A 21,327-nucleotide genomic window follows, 5' to 3' on the forward strand; every position below is an offset into this window, starting at 1 on the left:
GTGTGAAAATCCGGGGGTCTGGAGAAGATTCGCCGGTCTTTCACGGGTACTTGATCGTTTTTTAATCAACTCTCTACAAGCCACGATCTATAAGGCTCGCAGCGTATAGCGAACATCTTATCCACAGAAGCGCCAACAGAGATTGGGGGCAACTTGCCGAGTTATTCAGCTGAAAAACCCAGAAAAAACCGCGACTTAGGCTGGTTGTTTTTTGAGCGGATGGCTGCAGGCCTTGATTGGCGCGGGATGCAGGGAGGGGCGAACACGTTATCCACAGATCCGCCAACAGGGATTGTGGGTAAACCGCTCCCCTCACCCCAGCCCTCTCCCGGAGGGAGAGGGAGCCGACACAGTCGCCTGTTCGAGATACATCGACCTGAATGACTAACGTGAACTCAAGCTTGGCTAAGTCAAGGTCACTGTGCAGTCGCAGGTCTATGTAGATGGCCAATCCCCCCTGATCAGTCCCCGCTCCCTCCGGAGGGAGAGGGAGCCGACACAGTCGCCTGTTCGAGATGCATCGACCTGAATGACTAACGTGAACTCAAGCTTGGCTAAGTCAAGGTCACTGTGCAGTCGCAGGTCTATGTAGATGGCCAATCCCCTCTGATCAGTCCCCGCTCCCTCCGGAGGGAGAGGGAGCCGACACAGTCGCCTGTTCGAGATACATCGACCTGAATGACTAACGTGAACTCAAGCTTGGCTAAGTCAAGGTCACTGTGCAGTCGCAGGCCTATGTAGATGGCCAATCCCCTCTGATCAGTCCCCTCTCCCTCCGGAGGGAGAAGGCGCCGACACAGTCGCCTGTTCGAGATACATCGACCTGAATGACTAACGTGAACTCAAGCTTGGCTAAGTCAAGGTCACTGTGCAGTCGCAGGTCTGTGTAGATGGTCAATCCCCTCTGATCAGTCCCCGCTCCCTCCGGAGGGAGAGGGAGCCGACACCGTCTCCTGTTCGAGATACATCGACCTGAAGGACTAACGTGAACTCAAGCTTGGCTAAGTCAAGGTCACTGTGCAGTCGCAGGTCTATGTAGATGGCCAATCCCCTCTGATCAGTCCCCGCTCCCTCCGGAGGGAGAGGGCGCCGACACAGTCGCCTGTTCGAGATACATCGACCTGAATGACTAACGTGAACTCAAGCTTGGCTAAGTCAAGGTCACTGTGCAGTCGCAGGTCGATGTAGATGGCCAATCCCCTCTGATCAGTCCCCTCTCCCTCCGGGAGAGGGTTAGGGTGAGGGGCTGTTCAGCGGACAACGCCCTCTTCGATCAGCAGTTTGAGGATGGCTTCGGCGCCGGCTTGCGCGGTAACGCCCTTGAGCACCTGCCCACCGCCCCCACTGGCCTTGGCCGTCGCAGCCTTCATTCGGTCCGCACCGCTCTTGGCTTTGATTACCTTCAAACGCTTGGGCCGGGGCTTGGCCGGTTGCAGCGTGGCGACGGCCAGCAGTTCATCGTCCAGCACTTCCACGTCTTCAGCGTTCAGTACGCCACGGCGTGCCGGGCCGTAGGCACTCTGCCGAGGCTTGGGCGCGGCGTTGTCCACCGTCGCCAGAAACGGCAGCTTCACCTTCAACCGCCGCCGCTGCCCACGGGGCAGGGCTTGCAGCACCAGCGCCGAACCGTCGTTGATCGACTCGACCTGCGCCAGCCCCACCACCAGCGGCCAGCCCAGCCCTTCGGCGAGCAGAAACGGCAGCATGCCGGAGCCTTCACCGGTTTCCGCCTGACTGCCGGTCAGCACCACCTGGGCGCCCGCCTCGCGCAGATACGCGGTCAGCGCCGGGAGAGCATCGGCGCCAGCGGGTTGCTCCAGCACATGCATCTGCGTAAGTCCCATGCCCAGATAGGCGCGCAGTGCCGGTTCCGCGACATCGCCTGCATGCAGCACTTGCAGGTTATCCCCAGCCAGTTGCAGGCCCAATTCCACGGCGCGCGCGTCCTGTTCGGCACGGCGTGGCCGGCCCGAGGTCGGGTGGGCGCCGATGGAGACCAGGCTGATGACATTGGTGTTCATAACTGTGTCCTTCCCTTAAGCCGCATCGCGCTTGGCGTCGTTGCGGTAAGCCGCTACCGCCGCGATCAAGGCTTGAAGAATCTCCGCGCTCTCGCCGATCACCGACAGGTCGGCGCGTTTGATCATGTCGCAACCGGGATCGAGGTTGATCGCTACCACCTTGTCGCAGGCACCGATGCCCTGCAGATGCTGGATCGCCCCGGAGATACCCACAGCCACGTAGACCCGCGCGGTGACCCAGGTGCCGGACGCGCCGACCTGCCGATCCCGCGCCATGAAGCCATCGTCCACCGCCACCCGTGACGCGCCTTCGGTGGCGCCGAGCGCAGCAGCCGTTTCGTGGAACAACTGCCAGTCCTTGACCCCGTTGCCGCCGGAGAAGATGAACTCGGCTTCGGCCATCGGAATCGCCGCCGGGTCCACCGCCACCGCCCCGAGATCTTCGATTCGCGACAGGCTGCGCGCCACCGTTGTGGATAACTCCACGGGCAGTGCTTCGTGACGGGTTTCGCTAACCGGTTCGGCGCACTCGGCCGAGGCCAGAATCAAGCGTGCGACCGGCCGCGCCAGGTCTTGCAGGCCCGCACCGGCGCGGCCGATGCACTCCTGATCCTTGACCTGCCAGACCCGCGTCGCCGGGCGTTCGCCCAGTGCTGCAGCAAAACGGCGGCCGAGTTCACCGCCACCGCTGCGGCTGTCCGGCAGCAACCAGTGACGCGGGTTGAACTGGTTATCCACAGCCCGCAGACCCTGCACCCGTTGCTCCGGTGCATAACCGCTGAACTCCTCGCTCTCCAGCACCAGCAAGCGATCGACACCGGCCGTGGCGAAAGCGTTTTCCTTGTGCTCGCCGAATACCACGGCCAACACTGCACCGTCCTTGCCGGCCAATTGATGAGCCAGGCCCAGCAAGTCGCGGTCGTGGCTGCTCAGGCGGCCGCCGACCATGTCCGGCACTACGCTGATGTAGAACGCCGGCGCCGGCACCTGATGCAGCGGCAATTGCACTTCAACGGTGGCCGAGCGTTTGACCGCCCCGCCCTGCTGCGCGCCGCTGCGGTCGATACGTTTGATGCCGTTGGGGCCGATAAAACCGATGCCGTGCAGATTCTTGCGGATGATGCCGTTGGGGCCCATCCAGCTGTGTTGCGCCGGTTGCATGGCCGCGTGCAGCGGGTGCAGACGGTTACGCGCAATCCATTCGGCGCGTGGGTCGCGGCGGATAATGTCGCTCATCAGTGGGCCTCCGCAGGTTCACGTTTGGCCGGGGCGGCAGGCTTGTCCGGCGCGGCGTCTTCGAGCAGCGCGTCGGCCACCAGTTCGGCGATGTCCTTGATCAGCGGCCGTGGTTCGACCACGCCTTCGAGCATCGCCGTGCACTGTGGACAACCCACGGCTACCAGCTCGGCGCCGGTCTCGCGGATGTCTTCCATGCGCATGTCGGGAATCCGCTGCTTACCCGGAATGTCGGTGATCGGCGCGCCGCCACCACCGCCACAGCAGCGCGAGCGGAACCCGGAACGTTGCATCTCTTTGACCTCAATGCCGAGGGCGCGCAGCACTTCACGCGGCGCCTCGTATTCGCCGTTGTAGCGGCCGAGGTAGCACGGGTCGTGATAGGTCACGCTGTTGCCTTTGTGCTGACCGAGGTTCAGCGCGCCGGCCTGAATGATTTCCGCCATGTAGGTGCTGTGGTGCTGCACCAGGTAGTGGCCGTCGAACGCGCCGTACTCGTTTTTCAGCACGTGGAAGCTGTGCGGATCGCAAGTGACGATGCGGTTGAAGCTGTATTTGCCCAGGGTCTGGATGTTGCGTTTGGCGAGCAACTGGAAGGTCGCTTCATCGCCCAAACGGCGGGCCACGTCACCGCTGTCGCGCTCTTCCAGGCCGAGTACGGCGAAGTCGATCTTGGCCGCTTTCAGCACTTTGACGAATGCGCGCAAGGTGCGCTGGTTGCGCATGTCGAAGGCGCCGTCACCAACCCAGAACAGCACGTCGGTGGACTTCTTTTCGCTGAGCAGATTGAGGTTCAGGTCCGCCGCCCAGTTCATCCGTCCGCCCGGGGCAAAACCGCCGGGGTTGTCGGTGGCGATGAGGTTTTCGAGGACCTCGGCGCCCTTGTTCGGGGTCGCGCCTTTTTCCAGGGTCAGATGACGGCGCATGTCGACGATGGCGTCGACGTGCTCGATCATCATCGGGCATTCCTCGACGCAAGCGCGGCAGGTGGTACACGACCACAGGGTTTCGGCATCGACCAGACCGTTGACGATCGGTTGATGCGGATTGCCGCTGTGTTCGCCGATCGGCTTGCCGGGATACGGGCTGCCGGCGAACTTCGCGTCAGTGCCGCCGGCGAGGCCGACGACCATGTCCTGAATCAGTTTCTTCGGGTTCAGCGGCTGGCCGGCAGCGAACGCCGGGCACGCCGCTTCGCACTTGCCGCACTGCACACAGGCGTCGAAACCGAGCAACTGGTTCCAGGTGAAATCCTTGGGTTTTTCCACGCCCAGCGGCGCCGATGGATCGTTGAGATCCAGCGGTTTCAAGCCCGTGGAACGGCCGCCGCCAAAGCGTTCGGCGCGACGGTGCCAGGCCAGATGCAGGGCACCGGCGAAGGCGTGCTTCATCGGCCCGCCCCAGGTCATGCCGAAGAACAATTCCGACACGCCCCACAGCACGCCAATCCCGAGAATCGCCGCCAGCAGCCAACCACCGAAGTTTTCCGGGAGGATACCGGCCACCGGCAGCGTCACCAGAAAGAACGAGGCAGAGAACGCCAGCAGGCTTTTCGGCAGGCGCATCCACGGGCCTTTCGACAACCGCGCCGGCGGGTTGAGCCGACGCCGGTAAACGAAAATCGCGCCGACGAACATCACCGCCGTCATCAACAGCAGCGCGTAACCGAGGAGGCGGTTATGCAGGCCGAAACCGTGCACCAGAATCGCCAGCACGATCGACGCCACCGCACCGCCGGCCGTGGCGACGTGGGTGTTGGCGATGTATTTGTCCCGCGCCACCACGTGGTGCAGGTCGACCATGTAGCGCTTGGGCATGGCGAACAGGCCGCCAATCAGATCGACCTTCGAGGCTCGGCCCCGACGCCACATGGCCACCCGCCGCAACGCGCCCAGCACCGCAAGGGCGATGGCTGCGAACAACAGGATTGGAAGAAGGGTGTTCAACATAGGTGAAGCTCCCAAAGACCGCAGGGTCTTGCAGGTCGAGTTGCCTTACTCGGTCACTGTGGGAGCGAGCTTGCTCGCGAAGGCGGACTGACATTCAACATTGATGTCGACTGATCCACCGCTTTCGCGAGCAAGCTCGCTCCCACAGGGTTGTGTGCAAGCCTTTAGAAGTCTTTACACAGTCTGAGCGCGTCATAGATCGCAGCATGGGTATTACGCTGCGCCACGCAGTCGCCGATGCGGAACAGCAAGTAGCCGTCACCGGTGGTGCTCAACGAAGGCTGCGGCTTGATCGCAAACAGCGCGTCAATGTCGATCTGGCCCTTGTTGCGCGAACCGTCCTTGAGCCCGTAATACAGCTCTTCGTCAGGACGCACGCCGTTTTCCACCACCACCTGATCGACCACCCGCTCCTCTTTGGCGCCGGTGTATTCGTTCTCCAGCACCGCCACCAGCTTGTCGCCTTCGCGGTAGACCTTCTCCAGCATCATGTCGCCGGTCATGATCACTTCTTTCGGGTACATGCTGCGGTAGTAAGTCGGGAACGACGTACCGCCGATGGCCACGCCCGGCTTGATGTCGTCGGTGACGATCTCGACCTGGCTGCCCTTGTCGGCGAGGAAGTCCGCCACCGACATCCCGGTGAATTCGCAAATGGTATCGTAGACCAGCACGTTCTTGCCCGGCGCAACCTTGCCGTCGAGCACGTCCCAGCTGCTGACCACCAGCCCTTCGGCAGCGCCCCAGTGTTCGTTCTGCTCAAGGAACGGATGCCCGCCCACTGCCAGCACCACCACGTCCGGACGCAAGTCGAGAATGGTCGCCGCATCCGCAGCAGTGCCCAGGCGCAGGTCGACTTTCAGCCGCGCCAGCTCCAGCTGGAACCAGCGGGTGATGCCGGCGATCTGGTCTCGTTGCGGCGCTTTCGACGCGGTAGTGATCTGCCCGCCGATGAATTCTTTCTTCTCGAACAGGGTCACGTCGTGGCCACGTTCGGCCGCCACGCGTGCAGCTTCCATCCCGGCAGGGCCGGCACCAACCACCACGACTTTGCGTTTCGGCCCGGTGGATTTCTCGATGATGTGCGGCACGCCCATGTATTCGCGGGAGGTTGCGGCGTTCTGGATGCACAGCACATCCAGCCCCTGATACTGGCGGTCGATGCAGTAGTTGGCGCCGACGCACTGTTTGATCTGATCGACCTGCCCCATCTTGATCTTGGCGATCAAGTGCGGGTCGGCGATGTGCGCGCGCGTCATGCCGACCATGTCGACGTAACCGCCTTCAAGGATGCGCGTGGCCTGGTTCGGGTCCTTGATGTTCTGCGCGTGCAGCACCGGAGCCTTGACCACTTCCTTGATCCCGGCGGCCAGGTGCAGGAACGGCTCCGGTGGATAACTCATGTTGGGGATAACGTTGGCCAGGGTGTTGTGGGTGTCGCAACCCGAGCCGACCACGCCGATGAAGTCGATCATGCCGGTGTCATCGTAGTACTTGGCGATCTGCTTCATGTCCTCGTGGGACAAGCCGTCCGGGTGGAATTCATCACCGCACAGACGGATGCCGACGCAGAAATCGTCGCCGACTTCCTTGCGCACAGCCTTGAGCACTTCGAGGCCGAAACGCATGCGATTTTCGAAGCTGCCACCCCACTCGTCGGTACGCTTGTTGACGCGCGGGCTCCAGAACTGGTCGATCATGTGCTGGTGCACGGCGGACAGTTCGACACCGTCCAGACCACCGGCCTTGGCCCGTGCAGCGGCGGTGGCATAGTTGCCGATGACGCGCCAGATTTCTTCCGGCTCGATAGTCTTGCAGGTCGCGCGGTGTACCGGTTCACGGATGCCCGACGGCGACAACAGGGTCGGCCAGTGCTCACCGTCCCAGCGCGAGCGGCGGCCCATGTGGGTAATCTGGATCATGATCTTGGCGCCATGCTTGTGCATGGCGTCAGCCAGATTCTGGAAGTGCGGAATGATCCGGTCGTCCGCCAGGTTCACCGATTTCCACCAGCCTTGCGGGCTGTCGATGGCTACGCTGGAGGAACCGCCGCAGATCGCCAGGCCGATGCCGCCCTTGGCTTTCTCTTCGTAGTATTTGACGTAGCGGTCGGTGGTCATGCCGCCGTCGGTCGCGTAGACCTCGGCGTGCGCGGTACTGAGCACGCGGTTGCGGATGGTCAGTTTGCCGATCTGGATCGGCTGGAACATTGCTTCGAAAGCCATGGCGGGTTCCTCGACTTACAACGGCTTGACGGTGAACAGGCCGTCGTCGTGGCCTTCTTCGGAGCCACCGTAGACTTGCTCGGCAACCGTGCGAATCTTGCTGCCGCGCGCCTCAAGAATCTGATCCATGGCCCCGGCAAACCAGCCGGTGAACATGTAGTCGACCTTGCGTCCGACCTTGCCGTAGACGTAGACGAACGCCGAGTGTTCGAGTTTGACGCTGGCGGTGCCTTTGTCGAGGTCGATGTCCTGAATCTTGAACAGGCCCCAGCCACGTTGCGACAGGCGCTTCATGTAGTGCTCGAACACCGCGACGCCTTCCAGGCCATGGCATTCAGCTTCTTTTTCACACCAGTGCCAGGCGGACTTGTAGCCGGCCTTGTAGAGGATTTCGGCATAGGCTTCGGCGCCCAGCACTTCCTCGATGCCCATGTGGTTGTTGACGAAAAAGTGGCGTGGCACGTACAGCATCGGCAGGGCGTCGGAGGTCCAGACACCGGTTTCGCTGTCGACTTCGATTGGCAATTGCGGGGCGATCTTGGCCATGGAAACTTAACTCCAGAAAAAATTAGATTCAGTGTTGGCCGCAGCCCTCACCCCAGCCCTCTCCCGCAGGAGAGGGGGCAGCTCGGCGGCGGTCTTGAGTAAGCGTTACTCGCCCCAGACGTCTTTGAGGACGTTGACCCAGTTTTCGCCCATGATCTTGCGCACCACGCGCTCGGAGTGGCCGCGCTTGAGCAGGGTTTCGGTCAGGTTCGGGAACTCGCCGACGGTGCGGATGCCCAGCGGGTTGATGATCTTGCCGAAGCTGGTCAGACGCCGGGCGTAGCCCTTGTCGTGAGTCAGGTATTCGAAGAAGTCCTGGCCGTGACCCTGGGTGAAGTCGGTGCCGATGCCGATGGCGTCTTCGCCGACGATGTTCATGGTGTATTCGATGGCTTCGGCGTAGTCGTCGATGGTCGAGTCGATACCCTTGGCGAGGAACGGCGCGAACATGGTCACACCGACGAAACCGCCGTGGTCGGCAATGAACTTCAGTTCTTCATCGGACTTGTTGCGCGGGTGCTCTTTCAGACCCGACGGCAGGCAGTGGGAATAGCAGACCGGTTTTTTCGATTCGAGGATGACTTCTTCAGAAGTCTTGGAACCGACGTGGGACAGGTCGCACATGACGCCGACGCGATTCATCTCGGCGACGATTTCGCGACCGAAGCCCGACAGGCCGCCGTCACGCTCGTAGCAACCGGTGCCCACCAGGTTCTGGGTGTTGTAGCACATCTGCACAATGCCGACGCCGAGCTGCTTGAACACCTCGACATAGCCGATCTGGTCTTCAAACGCATGGGCGTTCTGGAAGCCGAAGAGGATGCCGGTCTTGCCCTGCTCCTTGGCGCGACGGATGTCGGCGGTGGTGCGCACGGGCATCACCAGGTCGCTGTTTTCGCGGATCAGTTTCTGGCTGGCGGCAATATTGTTCACAGTCGCCTGAAAGCCTTCCCACACCGACACAGTGCAGTTGGCCGCCGTCAGACCGCCCTTGCGCATGTCTTCGAACAGCTCGCGGTTCCATTTGGCAATGATCAGACCGTCGATAACGATGCTGTCGGCGTGTAATTCGGCTGGGCTCATCAGGCGTCCCCTTATTGGCGATTCATGCGCCGAATCGTCTGCCGGCGCTTTGGGGCCAGCATATGCCTCGGTGCAGGGGCGACCGGGTGCAAAAACGACAGGGGAATTGCCGAAAGCGTCAATCCGCGACAAAGGGTCGCCGGACGCTCCGATCAGCTACCTGTTCAAGCCCGCCAGCTTGAGCCAGAATCTGGCGCATCTTGGATACACCACTGGATTAGAGCGGCGACAACATGAAATCGATCTTCCTGGCACTGGCCCTGATTGCGACCGGCGTACACGCCGCCGAAGAGACCGACAACAACCCGTGCGACGCGGTGGAAAACGACATCCAGACCCTGGAATGCTCGACCTACAGCCGCACCACCGCCGAAGACCTGCTCAAGGACAACTACGCCAGCCTCAACGAACGCATGCAGACGGCGTATGGCAAGAACCCGACGCAATTGGCGGACATTACCGCCAAGATCAAGACGGCTCAGCAGCAGTGGTTGAAGACGCGGGACGCGGATTGTGCGGTGGAAGCGTTTCCGGCTACGGCGGGGAGCAAGGCGTTCACGATTGCGCAGAATGATTGCGTGGCGCGGATGAGTGATGAACGGTCGGAGTTTTTGGAGTCGATTGTGCAGGAATAGTCCTCAAAATTTGAAGGAAAATTGGCACTGCTTTTTGCATTTGCCTCGTGAAACTCTTCTTCTTACGGCACATGCCGACTTCGCCTACACCTATTGCGTGAAAGCTCCGATCTACGGGCCTTTCACGCAATATGCTGACAACAGTTCTTGATTGGTCGCCTTGAAAATATAAGTAAAGATTCGCGAATCTTATAAAAGACTTATATTCTTCCATAAACAGCATCCACTGGACACGAAAGGCCGTTAAGCAACTCTTGAAATTGCATTCTGTGCATCAGGTAAAGGTTCGGGATGCTGTTACGGCGCTTGCCGACATGCCTGATGTGGGCAATGTCAAAGCACTGATTGGCCATGACTACTCCTACCGCCTGCGTGTCGGCAATTATCGAGTGATGTTCGACTGGGGCGGAGCAATCAAAGTGGTCAGTATTCAAGAGGTCAAAAAACGCGATGAACGCACCTACTGACATCCAAATCATTAATGACGCCGAGGGCAAACCAGCCTTTGTGGTCATTCCGTACGCGCAGTACGTTGCGCAAAAAATGCAGCCCGACCTGATTCCCCATGAGGTTGTCAGTCGCATGGTCGACGGGGCAACACCGATCCGTGCCTGGCGCGAACACCTCAATCTGACTCAAGAAGAAGTCGCCAAACGCATGGGTATTTCACAACCGGCGTTTGCTCAGCAGGAAACAGTCGCCAAGCCTCGCAAGGCCACGCGCGAGAAAATTGCGTCGGCGTTCGGCATCACCGCCAATCAGCTTGAGCTGTAAGCTGCCCTCTTCACTTCAAGGAATTCCCCATGAACATCTGCGGCATCGAAATCAAAGGCAGCGAAGCGATCATCGCCGTGGCCGCTCTCGACGGGGCAACGCTGAGCCATGTGGCGCTCAATACCAAGAAAATCGCCCTCGACGATGATGACGAGGCGGCCAACGTCAAACGCTTCGCGGCGCAGGTCGCGTCGTTTGTGCGCGAGCATTCGATTGACCGGATTGCGATCAAGAAACGCAGCAAGAAGGGCGAGTTTGCCGGTGGGCCGACCACGTTCAAGATCGAGGGTGTGTTTCAACTGCTGGACGGGTGTGAGGTGACGCTGTTGTCGCCGCAGACGATCAACGCGCAGGCGAAGAAGCATAATTTCGAGCTGCCGGGGACGCTGAACAAGTATCAGCATGAGGCTTACAAAGCGGCGTGTTCGGCGCTGGTGAAGAAGTAACCTGTTCGCGCAAGCACAGTAAATCCATGTGGGAGCGAGCTTGCTCGCGAAGATGGAGTGTCAGTCGACAGTTTTTTCGAATGATCTACCGCGTTCGCGAGCAAGCTCGCTCCCACAGGTTTATTTGCTGGTCTCAAGATCAGGCCTGGGCGGTACGCCGGTCTTCACGGGGGCAGCGCGCAAAGCGTGCGCGATAGCTGCGGGTGAAGTAGGACGGAGATTCAAACCCGCAGGCGATGCCGACTTCAAGCACGCTCATGTCGGTCTGGCGCAGTAGCTGCCGGGCCTTTTCCAGGCGCAGGCGCAGGTAGAAATTGCTCGGCGTGTCATTCAAGTGCAGCCGAAACAAACGCTCCAGCTGCCGCCGCGTCACCTTGATCGAATCCGCCAATTGCAGCGTGGTCAGTGGCGGCTCGCTGTGCTGCTCCATCTCACCAATCACCTGCACCAGCTTCTTGTTGCTGATGCCGTAGCGCGTAGCGACTTCCATGCGCTGGTGGTCTTTGCGCGGGCGGATCCGCCCCAATACGAACTGCTCGCTGACCTGAATCGCCAGTTGCGGGCCGTGAGCCTGGGCGATCAGATCGAGCATTAAGTCGATAGACGCGGTGCCACCGGCCGACGTGATGCGCCGGCGGTCAATCTCGAACAGTTCCTGGGTCACACTGAGCTGTGGATACGATTCCTTGAACGCATCAATGGCCTCCCAGTGCAGGGTCAGGCGATGACCATCGAGCAAACCGGCCTCAGCGAGCACGAAGCTGCCGGTGTCGATCGCGCCGAGGGTCACGCCTTCGTTGTCCAGCCGTCGCAACCAGTGCTCAAGAGTGGGCGTGGCGAACTTCAGCGGTTCGAATCCGGCCACCACCAACAACGTCGCACCTTTCTTCAGCGGCTCCAGCGCCGCATCGGCGTTGACCGACATGCCATTGCTCGCCAGCACCGCCCCGCCATCAGCACTGAGCACGTGCCAGCGATACAGCTCGCCACGAAAGCGGTTGGCCACCCGCAGCGGTTCAATCGCAGAGATAAAGCCGATGGCGGAGAACCCCGGCATCAGCAAGAAATAGAAATCCTGGGACATGGGCGCACTCGATTCGCGGGTAACGAGAGGGAGGGGAGCGTGGATCGTTGATACGCCGATTGTCGTCAGCGTTCAAGCGCGCAGGTCGCTACAGTGCAAATGCCAGTCGCCGCAGTGCGTTTTTACGGGGGCGTAGCTGCGTAACTTGGCATCACCGGCGCATCAGACGCCGGAAACCACAATAAACGACCTGCCGAGGAACCCGACATGAAACGACTGATCAGCAGCTGTGTTCTTGCACTCAGCGGTACCGCTTTCTTGAGCGCCAGCGTCATGGCGGCCGAACCCGCCTCGTGCCAGAACGTGCGCATGGGCGTGGTCAACTGGACCGACGTGATCGCCACCAGTGCCATGACCCAGGTCCTGCTCGACGGCCTCGGCTACAGCACCAAACAAACCAGCGCCTCCCAGCAAATCATCTTCGCCGGGATCCGCGATCAGCGCCTGGACCTGTTCCTCGGCTACTGGAACCCGCTGATGACCCAGACCATCACCCCGTTCGTCGACGCCAATCAGGTCAAGGTTCTGCCGGCGCCGAGCCTGAAGGACGCCCGCGCCACCCTCGCCGTGCCGACCTATCTGGCCGACAAGGGCCTGAAAACCTTCGCCGACATCGCCAAATTCGAGAAGGAACTGGGCGGCAAGATTTACGGCATCGAACCGGGCTCGGGCGCCAACACGCAGATCAAGGCAATGATCGCCAAGAACCAGTTCGGCCTCGGCAAATTCCAGCTGGTCGAGTCCAGCGAAGCCGGGATGCTCGCCGCCGTTGACCGTGCCGTGCGCCGCAAGGAGGCCGTGGTGTTCTTCGGCTGGGCGCCGCACCCGATGAACGTCAACGTAAAAATGACTTACCTCACCGGCAGCGACGACGCCCTCGGCCCGAACGAAGGCATGGCCACCGTCTGGACCGTCACCGCGCCGAAATACGCCGAACAATGCCCGAACGTCGGCCGTCTGCTGAGCAACCTGACGTTCACCGCCGAAGACGAGAGCCGGATGATGCAACCGCTGCTCGATCACAAAGACGCCTTCGAATCGGCCAGGCAGTGGCTCAAGGATCACCCGGAAGACAAGCAGCGCTGGCTCGACGGTGTGACCACCTTCGACGGCAAACCGGCTGCTGAAAACCTGCAACTGACCAGCAAATAACCCTCGATTGAACAGCCCCTCACCCTCCCCCCGAGGAGAGGGGACTGACTGACGCTTCGCAGCCCGAAACAGGGCTGCGAACAGACCCATCACGCCTGAAGGAAACCGCACCATGAACCACGACGTCATCATCACCTGCGCACTCACCGGTGCTGGCGACACGACCGCCAAGAGCCCCCACGTGCCGGTCACCCCGAAACAGATCGCCGCTGCTGCCGTTGAAGCAGCCAAGGCCGGCGCCACCGTTGTGCACTGCCATGTGCGCGACCCGCAGACCGGCAAGTTCAGCCGTGACGTGGCGCTCTATCGCGAGGTGATGGAGCGCATCCGCGAAGCCGACGTCGACATCATCGTCAACCTCACCGCCGGCATGGGCGGCGACCTCGAAATCGGCGCGGGCGAGAACCCGATGGAGTTCGGTCCGAACACCGATCTGGTCGGCCCGCTGACCCGTCTGGCTCACGTTGAAGAGCTATTGCCGGAAATCTGCACCCTCGATTGCGGCACCCTGAACTTCGGCGATGGCGACACCATTTACGTGTCCACACCGGCACAACTGCGCGCCGGCGCCAAGCGCATCACCGAACTGGGGGTGAAGGCCGAGCTGGAGATTTTCGACACCGGGCACCTGTGGTTCGCCAAGCAGATGATCAAGGAAGGCCTGCTTGATAACCCACTGTTCCAGCTGTGCCTGGGCATTCCGTGGGGCGCACCGGCGGATACCACCACCATGAAAGCCATGGTCGACAACCTGCCCGCCGACGCGGTGTGGGCCGGGTTTGGCATCGGCCGGATGCAGATGCCGATGGCCGCGCAAGCGGTGCTGTTGGGCGGCAACGTGCGGGTCGGGCTGGAAGACAACCTGTGGCTGGACAAGGGCGTGCTGGCGACCAACGGCCAACTGGTCGAACGCGCCAGCGAGATCCTCAGCCGCCTTGGCGCCCGGGTGCTGACCCCGGCCGAAGGCCGCAAGAAAATGGGCCTGACCCAGCGCGGTTAATTGCCCCACCTCGAACCCTGTGGGAGCGAGCTTGCTCGCGAATGCGATGGATCTGCTGATGAAGATGCTGCGGATGTACCGCCCCCTTCGCGAGCAAGCTCGCTCCCACAGTTGATCGCCGAACTATTCAGGAAATCACCATGAGCTTTATCACCGACATCAAAACCTTCGCCGCCCTTGGCAGCGGTGTCATCGGCAGCGGCTGGGTTGCGCGCGCCCTCGCCCACGGCCTCGACGTGGTGGCCTGGGACCCGGCGCCTGGCGCTGAAGCCGCACTGCGCAAACGCGTGGCCAATGCCTGGGGCGCGCTGGAGAAAAACGGCCTGGCGCCCGGCGCTTCGCAGGATCGTCTGCGCTTTGTCGCGACCATCGAGGAATGCGTGCGTGATGCCGACTTCATCCAGGAAAGCGCCCCGGAACGTCTGGAACTGAAACTGGAACTGCACAGCAAAATCAGCGCGGCGGCCAAACCCAATGCCTTGATCGGTTCGAGCACTTCCGGCCTGTTGCCGAGCGAGTTCTACGAGAGTTCGACCCATCCTGAGCGCTGCGTGGTCGGCCACCCGTTCAACCCGGTTTACCTGTTGCCGCTGGTGGAAGTGGTCGGCGGCAAGAACACCGCGCCCGAGGCCGTGCAAGCGGCGATGACAGTCTACGAATCCCTCGGCATGCGCCCGCTGCATGTGCGCAAGGAAGTGCCGGGATTCATCGCTGACCGTCTGCTCGAAGCGCTGTGGCGTGAGGCACTGCATCTGGTCAACGATGGCGTGGCGACCACTGGCGAGATCGACGATGCAATCCGATTCGGCGCCGGTCTGCGCTGGTCGTTCATGGGCACCTTCCTGACTTACACCCTGGCGGGCGGTGACGCGGGTATGCGCCACTTCATGTCGCAATTCGGCCCGGCATTGCAGTTGCCGTGGACCTATCTGCCAGCACCGGAGCTGACCGACAAGCTGATCGACGATGTAGTCGATGGCACCAGTGATCAGTTGGGCCGGCACAGCATTTCGGCGCTGGAGCGCTATCGTGATGATTGTCTGCTGGCGGTGCTGGAGGCGGTGAAGAGCACCAAGGAAAAGCATGGGATGAGTTTTAGCGAGTGATGGGGCTGGCATGACATCGCGGCCCTCACCCTAGCCCTCTCCCGGAGGGAGAGGGGACTGACCGAGGTGTTCATGCGAGCTGCACCGACCTGAACTATCGCGCCGAACTCAAATTTTGAAAGCCCCCGGATCTTCTCCCTTTCCCTTGGGGAAGAGGGGACTGACTGCGGTGTTCATGCAAGCTAAGCCGACTTGCACCACCGAGCCGAACTCAAATTTTGAAAGGCCCCAGATCTGCTCCCTTTCCCCTTGGGAAAGAGGGGACTGACCGAGGTGTTTATGCGAGCTGCACCGACCTGAACTATCGAGCCGAACTCAAGTTTGAAAGCCCCCCGATCTGCTCCCTTTCCCCCTCTCCCCCCTGGGGGAGAGGGCTGGGGTGAGGGGGTAGCTCTTGATCTTAACGACTCGCCAACTACCGGAACCCAATCATGCCCACCCTCACCACTTACCAAACCACTATCATCCCCGACTGGGTCGACTACAACGGCCACCTGCGCGACGCCTTCTACCTGCTGATTTTCAGCTACGCGACCGACGCCCTGATGGACCGTTTCGGCATGGACAGCAACAACCGCGAAGCCAGCGGCCATTCACTGTTCACCCTCGAACTGCACCTCAACTACCTGCACGAAGTGAAGCTCGACGCCGAGGTCGAAGTGCGCACGCAAATCATCGGCCATGACAGCAAACGCCTGCACCTTTATCACAGCCTGCACCTGGTTGGCGGCGTCCAGGAACTGGCCGGCAACGAACAGATGCTGCTGCACGTCGACCTCGCTGGCCCGCGCTCGGCACCGTTCACCCCGGACACCCTGAGCCGGCTGCAAGCCATCGTCATCGAACAACAAGACCTGCCCGCTCCCGCTTACATCGGCCGGGTCATCGCCCTGCCATCTGCCCGGTAAATCATCTATCGCAAGGAGCCGCCATGAACACCGCTGCCGCTGTTGCCGACTTCCGTACTTATCCGTTGATCAGCGCGCTCGGTAGCGTGCAGAACCTGGCGGATCGCGTTGCCATCGAATGGGCTGACGGTCGTTTCAGCCCGTTTCATCATGTCTGGTTGCGGGACAACTGCCCCTGCGAGCAGTGCGTCTACAGTGTTACCCGCGAGCAAGTGTTCGAGATCATCGACGCCGCGCCGGACCTCACCCCCGCCAGTACCCACATCGACAGCGACGGCTGCCTGCGCATCGACTGGCAGGACGGCCACCGCAGCCGCTTCGACCCCGGGTGGCTGCGCGCCCACGCCTACGATGACGCGTCCCGGGCCGAACGTCTGGCCGCCAAGCCCAAAGCCTGCCTGTGGCACAGCGATTTGCAGTTGCCGGTGTTCGACTACGCCGCGCTGATGAATGACAACAGCGCCCTGCTGCAATGGTTGATCGCGGTGCGCGACATCGGCCTGACCCAGGTGCGCGGTGTGCCCACCGAACCAGGCTCGCTGAAGCTGATCGCGCAGCGTATTTCGTTCATCCGCGAGAGCAATTTCGGCGTGCTGTTCAACGTGCAATCCAAGGCCGATGCCGACAGCAACGCCTACACCGCTTTCAACCTGCCATTGCACACGGACTTGCCGACTCGCGAGCTGCAACCGGGGCTGCAGTTTCTGCATTGCCTGGTGAATGACGCCGCGGGTGGCGAGAGTATTTTTGTCGATGGTTTTGCGATTGCCGACGCCTTGCGTCAGGAAGCGCCGCAGCTGTTTCACGCGCTGTGCGAAATCCCCGTGGAATTCCGCAACAAGGATCGCCACAGCGACTATCGCTGCCTGGCGCCGATCATTGCTCTGGATGCGTTGGGGCGGGTTGCGGAGATTCGCATGGCGAACTTTCTGCGCGGGGCATTCGATACATCGGTGGAGCAGATGCCGCTGCTGTATCGCGCCTATCGACGCTTGATCGCGATGACCCGCGAGCCACGGTTTCGGCTGATGCAGCGGCTTAATCCAGGGGAGCTGTGGTGCTTCGATAACCGCCGCACGCTGCATGCGCGCAATGCGTTTGACCCGGCCACCGGGGCGCGGCATTTCCAGGGTTGCTATGTCGATCGGGATGAGTTGTTGTCGCGCATTCTGGTGTTGCAAAGGTAAACCGCGTCATCGTTCATCGCGGGCAAGCCCGCTCCCACAGGGCCGGCGCCGACAACAGACAAGTGACAAGGCCCAAAACCTGTGGGAGCTGGCTTGCCAGCGATGGCGTCAGCAAAAACAACGCGAACATCTCTGATTCACAGACCAAAAAAAGCCCCGATACAAGCCGTGACAGGATCGGGGCAGAGGGTACTGTTGAGGAGCTGCCAGCCGAGGGTGACCAAACCGTCTGTAGCGAGCTTGCGCCAGTGTGCCCACTCCCCTTGGCACTGAGTTAGCCGAAAACGACCTGTTCATAGCCGTCGCAGCCACTGCGACAAATCGCCCTTGCCGTGCTCCGGCATGGCTACCAGAATCGAGCCACGACCTCCGTTACCGAAGAAGGATGCGCGTCATGATGTATGCCGATTTGATTGATCAGGAAGACTTGCTGGGCCAGCTCAAGGCGTTGGGTATTCAAGTACCCAGTGGCACTACCGCCGAGCGGGCTTGCGAGTGCGCGGTGCGTGGTCTGGATAACGTTCGCGCCTCTGAACTGCGCAAGATGGTCAAGGACATGTACACCAGCGGCGCCAGTATCCAGCCTGCGGTGCGCCAGGCAATCGACAAGCAGTTGTTGCCGGCATTGGCGGATTACCAGCAAAGCCATAGCGCCTGACAGGCCGCCATCGCTGGCAAGCCAGCTCCCACAGGGCTGTTCGGTGTGATCAAGATATCTGTATCACCAAAGAACCTGTGGGAGCTGGCTTGCCAGCGATAGGGGCGACCCGGTCTACAGCCTCACACTGGCAAATGTCGACTCATTACGCGCCTGACTCAACGCCGACATCGGCCCCGACAGCGGCGACATCACGATCGCCTGCGGCAGCGGCATCATCGCCACTTGCTGGGTGGTGTTGGAGCCTACGCGTTCGTCACGCGGCGGAATGCCGAAGTATTCGCGGTAGCACTTGGAGAAGTGCGGCGTCGACACGAAACCACACACCGAAGCCACTTCGATGATCGACATCGGCGTCTGCTTGAGCAACTGCCGCGCGCGGATCAGGCGCAGCTTGAGGTAGTAGCGCGACGGCGAGCAGTGCAGGTATTTCTGGAACAGGCGCTCCAGCTGTCGACGCGACACGGCGACATACACCGCCAGTTCGTCGAGGTCGATCGGCTCTTCCAGATTGGCTTCCATCAGCGCGACGATTTCCTGCAGCTTCGGCTGGTTGGTGCCGAGCATGTGCTTGAGCGGCACACGCTGGTGATCCTGTTCGTTGCGGATGCGTTCGTAGACAAACATTTCCGAGATCGCGGCGGACAGCTCACGGCCGTGATCGCGGCTGATCAGGTGCAACATCATGTCCAGTGGCGCAGTACCGCCAGAGCTGGTGAAGCGGTTACGGTCGAGGGTGAACAAGCGAGTGCTCATCGCCACGCGCGGGAAAGCTTCCTGCATCGCCGCCAGACATTCCCAGTGCACGCTGCAATCAAAACCGTCGAGGAGGCCGGCGCAGGCCAGAGCCCAACTGCCGGTGCACACCGCGCCGAGACGCTTGGACTGGCGCGCCTGGCTTTGCAACCACGACACATGCTCACGGGTCACGGTGCGTTGAATGCCGATCCCGCCGCAGACAATCACGGTGTCCAGCGGTGGCGCTTTGTGCATGGAGGCATCGGGGGTGATTTGCAGACCGTCACTGGCCCACACCTGACCACCATCGACGGTGAGGGTGCTCCAGCGATACAGCTCGCGACCGGACAATTGGTTGGCCATGCGTAGCGGCTCTACCGCAGAGGCCAGGGAAATCAGCGTGAAATTGTCCAGCAGCAGAAAGCCGATGGATTGAGGCGCACGGTTCTGGGGTTGAGCCCCGGAGTTGAACGACGTCATCGCGGTATCTCCTCACACAAAGCGGGTGATGGCCTCAGGCGGAGGCTCTTGTTATTGCCAGCGTTCTCGCGTGGGAGACGGGCTTTGTTATGACAGAGCAATTGCCATGCCTAAAATTGAATGGCTGTTCAATAACTCCTGAAAACGACGTCGCGACGTGTCTATTCAAGACGTCCGACGAAAGGTGTTTTGAAGTGCCATTAGTGTCGCTGAGCGCCCTGCCCCGAGGCGTGTGAGCAAATCGGTAGCACTTGTGGGAACGGGCCTGCGCGCAGTTTGCGGTGAGTGTCACCGCAGGCACGGGTGACGGACGGTAGGTGGTGCAAAAGGCGCACTGTGGCTGGGAAAGACTCTTATCTGATTGCGACGCGCTAAAAGGTGGCGCCTGCGGTTATGTGTGTTCCGTTAGCGAGCAGTTTTGACTGGTCTGACGCCTTCGCGAGCAAGCTCGCTCCCACATTTGGAATGCGTTCACCTGTGGGAGCGAGCTTGCTCCCACATTTGGAATGCGTTCTCCTGTGGGAGCGAGCTTGCTCCCACATTTGGAATGCGTTCTCCTGTGGGAGCGAGCTTGCTCCCACATTTGGAATGCGTTCTCCTGTGGGAGCGAGCTTGCTCGCGAAGAATTCACCTCGGTGGCGCTGACTTAGCACTCAACCGCGCTGACCGCCAGCCCACCCCGCGACGTCTCTTTATATTTGTCATGCATGTCGGCACCGGTATCACGCATGGTGCGGATCACCCGGTCCAGCGAGATAAAGTGCTGACCGTCCCCACGCAGCGCCATCTGCGCCGCGTTGATCGCCTTCACCGCCGCAATCGCATTGCGCTCGATGCACGGCACCTGCACCAGCCCGCCGACCGGATCGCAGGTCAGCCCGAGGTTATGCTCCAGGCCAATCTCCGCCGCGTTGCACAGTTGCTCCGGCGTCGCGCCCAAAATCTCCGCCAGCCCCGCCGCCGCCATTGCGCAGGCCGAACCGACCTCGCCCTGGCAGCCGACTTCGGCACCGGAGATCGAGGCGTTCTTCTTGCACAGAATGCCCACCGCCGCGGCGCCCAGAAAGTAGTCGACGACGTTGGCGTCAGTCACCGCCTCACTGAACTTCATAAAGTAGTGCAACACCGCCGGGATGATCCCCGCTGCACCATTGGTCGGCGCCGTGACCATGCGCCCACCGGCCGCGTTCTCTTCATTGACCGCGAGGGCAAACAGGTTGACCCATTCCATGGCGCTGAGGGTCGAGCCGATTACGTTGGGCTTGTTCAGTTCCTGCAGGCTGCGATGCAATTTCGCCGCGCGCCGACGCACATTCAGACCACCGGGGAGGATGCCTTCGTGCTTGAGGCCCTGCTCGACGCAATCCTGCATCGCCCACCACAGTTTCATCAGCCCGGCGCGAATTTCCTCTTCGCTGCGCCAGACCTTTTCGTTGGCCATCATCAGTTCAGCGACGCGCAGGTTGTTCTGTTTGCACAGTTCCAGCAGCTCGACCGCGCTGGAAAAGTCATACGGCAATTCGGTGCGATCCAGATCGACCACACCGCTGGAGGCCTGCGCCTGATCCACCACAAAACCGCCACCGACCGAATAGTAGGTGTCGCGATGAATATCCCCGTGATCGCCTTCGGCAATCAGGGTCATCGCGTTGGGGTGGAACGGCAGATTCTCGTCGATCAGGCGCATGTCGCGCGCCCAGACAAACGGCACCGACAAGCGCCCATCCAATAACAGGGTGTGGGTTTCACGCAGCGCCTGGATGCGCGGGCCGATCTGCGACGGGTCGATTGCGTCCGGCCACTCGCCCATCAGGCCCATGATCACCGCGTTGTCGCTGCCATGCCCGATACCGGTGGCCGACAGCGAACCGAACAGTTGCACTTCTATACGACGCACCTGTTCCAGCAGGTGTTTGTCCCTGAGCGACTCGACGAACAACGCCGCGGCGCGCATCGGCCCGACGGTGTGGGAACTGGACGGGCCGATGCCGATTTTGAACAGGTCGAAAACGCTGATAGCCATTGCTGCAGAGCTCCTGAGGATGCCGTTCCCGGGCTTGAAGCGCCCGCTGGCGGAGCTGCTACGCTCAAGCTGCGAT

General features: G+C 61.1%; 19 protein-coding genes. 10 read left to right on the forward strand and 9 right to left on the reverse strand.

The features are described 5' to 3' along the window. Window positions 1-1,250 precede the first annotated feature (1,250 nt). From etfB to HV782_RS26960, 6 genes are all read right to left on the reverse strand, one after another. Window positions 1,251-2,021 carry an electron transfer flavoprotein subunit beta gene (gene etfB, locus HV782_RS26935; RefSeq protein ID WP_123469395.1) on the reverse strand — a complete coding sequence of 257 codons (771 nt, stop codon included), beginning with the start codon at window positions 2,019-2,021 and terminating at the stop codon, window positions 1,251-1,253. 15 nt (window positions 2,022-2,036) lie between these two features. After that, window positions 2,037-3,257: an electron transfer flavoprotein subunit alpha gene (etfA, locus tag HV782_RS26940; RefSeq protein WP_128614751.1), complete on the reverse strand. Its 1,221-nt coding sequence runs from the start codon at window positions 3,255-3,257 to the stop codon at window positions 2,037-2,039. Continuing rightward, window positions 3,257-5,206: a dimethylglycine demethylation protein DgcB gene (gene dgcB / locus HV782_RS26945; protein WP_186748680.1), complete on the reverse strand. Its 1,950-nt coding sequence runs from the start codon at window positions 5,204-5,206 to the stop codon at window positions 3,257-3,259. Before dgcB ends, etfA begins: the two co-directional genes overlap by 1 nt. A gap of 164 nt (window positions 5,207-5,370) precedes the next feature. After that, a complete protein-coding gene (dgcA, locus tag HV782_RS26950; protein ID WP_064589569.1) occupies window positions 5,371-7,431 on the reverse strand; it encodes a dimethylglycine demethylation protein DgcA in 2,061 nt (686 codons plus the stop codon). Between the two features lie 15 nt (window positions 7,432-7,446). Next, window positions 7,447-7,977: a DUF5943 domain-containing protein gene (locus HV782_RS26955; RefSeq protein WP_008083165.1), complete on the reverse strand. Its 531-nt coding sequence runs from the start codon at window positions 7,975-7,977 to the stop codon at window positions 7,447-7,449. A 105-nt stretch (window positions 7,978-8,082) separates the two neighbouring features. Then, window positions 8,083-9,060 (reverse strand): dipeptidase, encoded by a 978-nt coding sequence (locus tag HV782_RS26960; protein WP_027610650.1) that lies wholly within the window; start codon window positions 9,058-9,060, stop codon window positions 8,083-8,085. Window positions 9,061-9,293: 233 nt separating this feature from the next. Between HV782_RS26960 and HV782_RS26965 the strand changes: the two genes are divergently transcribed. The 4 genes from HV782_RS26965 to HV782_RS26980 all read left to right on the forward strand — a co-directional run bounded on the left by HV782_RS26965 (window position 9,294) and on the right by HV782_RS26980 (window position 10,915). Continuing rightward, window positions 9,294-9,695: a lysozyme inhibitor LprI family protein gene (locus HV782_RS26965; RefSeq protein ID WP_186748681.1), complete on the forward strand. Its 402-nt coding sequence runs from the start codon at window positions 9,294-9,296 to the stop codon at window positions 9,693-9,695. Window positions 9,696-9,907: 212 nt separating this feature from the next. Then, a complete protein-coding gene (locus HV782_RS26970; protein WP_186748687.1) occupies window positions 9,908-10,162 on the forward strand; it encodes a type II toxin-antitoxin system RelE family toxin in 255 nt (84 codons plus the stop codon). Next, on the forward strand, window positions 10,146-10,469 hold the full coding sequence (locus tag HV782_RS26975) for a helix-turn-helix domain-containing protein (RefSeq protein ID WP_186748682.1): 324 nt from the start codon (window positions 10,146-10,148) through the stop codon (window positions 10,467-10,469). Before HV782_RS26970 ends, HV782_RS26975 begins: the two co-directional genes overlap by 17 nt. A gap of 29 nt (window positions 10,470-10,498) precedes the next feature. After that, on the forward strand, window positions 10,499-10,915 hold the full coding sequence (locus tag HV782_RS26980) for a DUF3010 family protein (RefSeq protein ID WP_123469407.1): 417 nt from the start codon (window positions 10,499-10,501) through the stop codon (window positions 10,913-10,915). A 139-nt stretch (window positions 10,916-11,054) separates the two neighbouring features. Here the strand turns inward: HV782_RS26980 and HV782_RS26985 are convergent, their stop codons facing one another. Then, window positions 11,055-11,999, reverse strand: a complete 945-nt coding sequence (locus HV782_RS26985; RefSeq protein ID WP_186748683.1) for a GlxA family transcriptional regulator — start codon at window positions 11,997-11,999, stop codon at window positions 11,055-11,057. A 207-nt stretch (window positions 12,000-12,206) separates the two neighbouring features. Between HV782_RS26985 and HV782_RS26990 the strand changes: the two genes are divergently transcribed. The 6 genes from HV782_RS26990 to HV782_RS27015 all read left to right on the forward strand — a co-directional run bounded on the left by HV782_RS26990 (window position 12,207) and on the right by HV782_RS27015 (window position 18,010). Further along, the gene (locus HV782_RS26990; protein WP_186748684.1) at window positions 12,207-13,151 is read left to right on the forward strand and encodes a choline ABC transporter substrate-binding protein; all 945 of its coding nucleotides are present in this window, start codon (window positions 12,207-12,209) and stop codon (window positions 13,149-13,151) included. A gap of 112 nt (window positions 13,152-13,263) precedes the next feature. Then, the gene (gene cdhC, locus HV782_RS26995; RefSeq protein WP_123454174.1) at window positions 13,264-14,151 is read left to right on the forward strand and encodes a 3-dehydrocarnitine:acetyl-CoA trimethylamine transferase CdhC; all 888 of its coding nucleotides are present in this window, start codon (window positions 13,264-13,266) and stop codon (window positions 14,149-14,151) included. Between the two features lie 140 nt (window positions 14,152-14,291). Further along, window positions 14,292-15,257 carry an L-carnitine dehydrogenase gene (locus tag HV782_RS27000; protein WP_123469413.1) on the forward strand — a complete coding sequence of 322 codons (966 nt, stop codon included), beginning with the start codon at window positions 14,292-14,294 and terminating at the stop codon, window positions 15,255-15,257. A gap of 431 nt (window positions 15,258-15,688) precedes the next feature. Beyond that, window positions 15,689-16,165 carry a thioesterase family protein gene (locus HV782_RS27005; RefSeq protein WP_186748685.1) on the forward strand — a complete coding sequence of 159 codons (477 nt, stop codon included), beginning with the start codon at window positions 15,689-15,691 and terminating at the stop codon, window positions 16,163-16,165. Between the two features lie 23 nt (window positions 16,166-16,188). After that, the gene (locus HV782_RS27010) at window positions 16,189-17,352 is read left to right on the forward strand and encodes a gamma-butyrobetaine dioxygenase (RefSeq protein WP_186748686.1); all 1,164 of its coding nucleotides are present in this window, start codon (window positions 16,189-16,191) and stop codon (window positions 17,350-17,352) included. A gap of 394 nt (window positions 17,353-17,746) precedes the next feature. Continuing rightward, on the forward strand, window positions 17,747-18,010 hold the full coding sequence (locus HV782_RS27015) for a hypothetical protein (protein WP_123469419.1): 264 nt from the start codon (window positions 17,747-17,749) through the stop codon (window positions 18,008-18,010). 114 nt (window positions 18,011-18,124) lie between these two features. On the opposite strand, the gene gbdR is transcribed toward HV782_RS27015, so the two are convergent. Together gbdR and HV782_RS27025 are read right to left on the reverse strand one after the other, a co-directional pair. Then, complete coding sequence (gene gbdR / locus HV782_RS27020; RefSeq protein WP_064589578.1) at window positions 18,125-19,228, reverse strand: choline metabolism transcriptional regulator GbdR; 1,104 nt, start codon at window positions 19,226-19,228, stop codon at window positions 18,125-18,127. Window positions 19,229-19,874: 646 nt separating this feature from the next. Next, on the reverse strand, window positions 19,875-21,251 hold the full coding sequence (locus HV782_RS27025; protein WP_186748710.1) for an L-serine ammonia-lyase: 1,377 nt from the start codon (window positions 21,249-21,251) through the stop codon (window positions 19,875-19,877). Window positions 21,252-21,327: the final 76 nt, after the last annotated feature.

Source organism: Pseudomonas monsensis (assembly GCF_014268495.2).
Taxonomy (GTDB): domain Bacteria; phylum Pseudomonadota; class Gammaproteobacteria; order Pseudomonadales; family Pseudomonadaceae; genus Aquipseudomonas; species Aquipseudomonas monsensis.

Excerpts from the sequence above, each read along its gene's own strand:
- HV782_RS27005 (WP_186748685.1), top strand. The coding sequence starts at position 15,689 with ATGCCCACCCTCACCACTTACCAAACCACTATCATCCCCGACTGGGTC.
- HV782_RS26990 (WP_186748684.1), top strand. The coding sequence starts at position 12,207 with ATGAAACGACTGATCAGCAGCTGTGTTCTTGCACTCAGCGGTACCGCT.
- HV782_RS26960 (WP_027610650.1), bottom strand. The coding sequence starts at position 9,060 with ATGAGCCCAGCCGAATTACACGCCGACAGCATCGTTATCGACGGTCTG.
- etfA (WP_128614751.1), bottom strand. The coding sequence starts at position 3,257 with ATGAGCGACATTATCCGCCGCGACCCACGCGCCGAATGGATTGCGCGT.
- etfB (WP_123469395.1), bottom strand. The coding sequence starts at position 2,021 with ATGAACACCAATGTCATCAGCCTGGTCTCCATCGGCGCCCACCCGACC.
- HV782_RS26975 (WP_186748682.1), top strand. The coding sequence starts at position 10,146 with ATGAACGCACCTACTGACATCCAAATCATTAATGACGCCGAGGGCAAA.
- HV782_RS26985 (WP_186748683.1), bottom strand. The coding sequence starts at position 11,999 with ATGTCCCAGGATTTCTATTTCTTGCTGATGCCGGGGTTCTCCGCCATC.
- dgcB (WP_186748680.1), bottom strand. The coding sequence starts at position 5,206 with ATGTTGAACACCCTTCTTCCAATCCTGTTGTTCGCAGCCATCGCCCTT.
- HV782_RS26980 (WP_123469407.1), top strand. The coding sequence starts at position 10,499 with ATGAACATCTGCGGCATCGAAATCAAAGGCAGCGAAGCGATCATCGCC.
- cdhC (WP_123454174.1), top strand. The coding sequence starts at position 13,264 with ATGAACCACGACGTCATCATCACCTGCGCACTCACCGGTGCTGGCGAC.
- HV782_RS27010 (WP_186748686.1), top strand. The coding sequence starts at position 16,189 with ATGAACACCGCTGCCGCTGTTGCCGACTTCCGTACTTATCCGTTGATC.
- HV782_RS27015 (WP_123469419.1), top strand. The coding sequence starts at position 17,747 with ATGATGTATGCCGATTTGATTGATCAGGAAGACTTGCTGGGCCAGCTC.
- HV782_RS27000 (WP_123469413.1), top strand. The coding sequence starts at position 14,292 with ATGAGCTTTATCACCGACATCAAAACCTTCGCCGCCCTTGGCAGCGGT.
- dgcA (WP_064589569.1), bottom strand. The coding sequence starts at position 7,431 with ATGGCTTTCGAAGCAATGTTCCAGCCGATCCAGATCGGCAAACTGACC.
- HV782_RS27025 (WP_186748710.1), bottom strand. The coding sequence starts at position 21,251 with ATGGCTATCAGCGTTTTCGACCTGTTCAAAATCGGCATCGGCCCGTCC.
- gbdR (WP_064589578.1), bottom strand. The coding sequence starts at position 19,228 with ATGACGTCGTTCAACTCCGGGGCTCAACCCCAGAACCGTGCGCCTCAA.
- HV782_RS26965 (WP_186748681.1), top strand. The coding sequence starts at position 9,294 with ATGAAATCGATCTTCCTGGCACTGGCCCTGATTGCGACCGGCGTACAC.
- HV782_RS26955 (WP_008083165.1), bottom strand. The coding sequence starts at position 7,977 with ATGGCCAAGATCGCCCCGCAATTGCCAATCGAAGTCGACAGCGAAACC.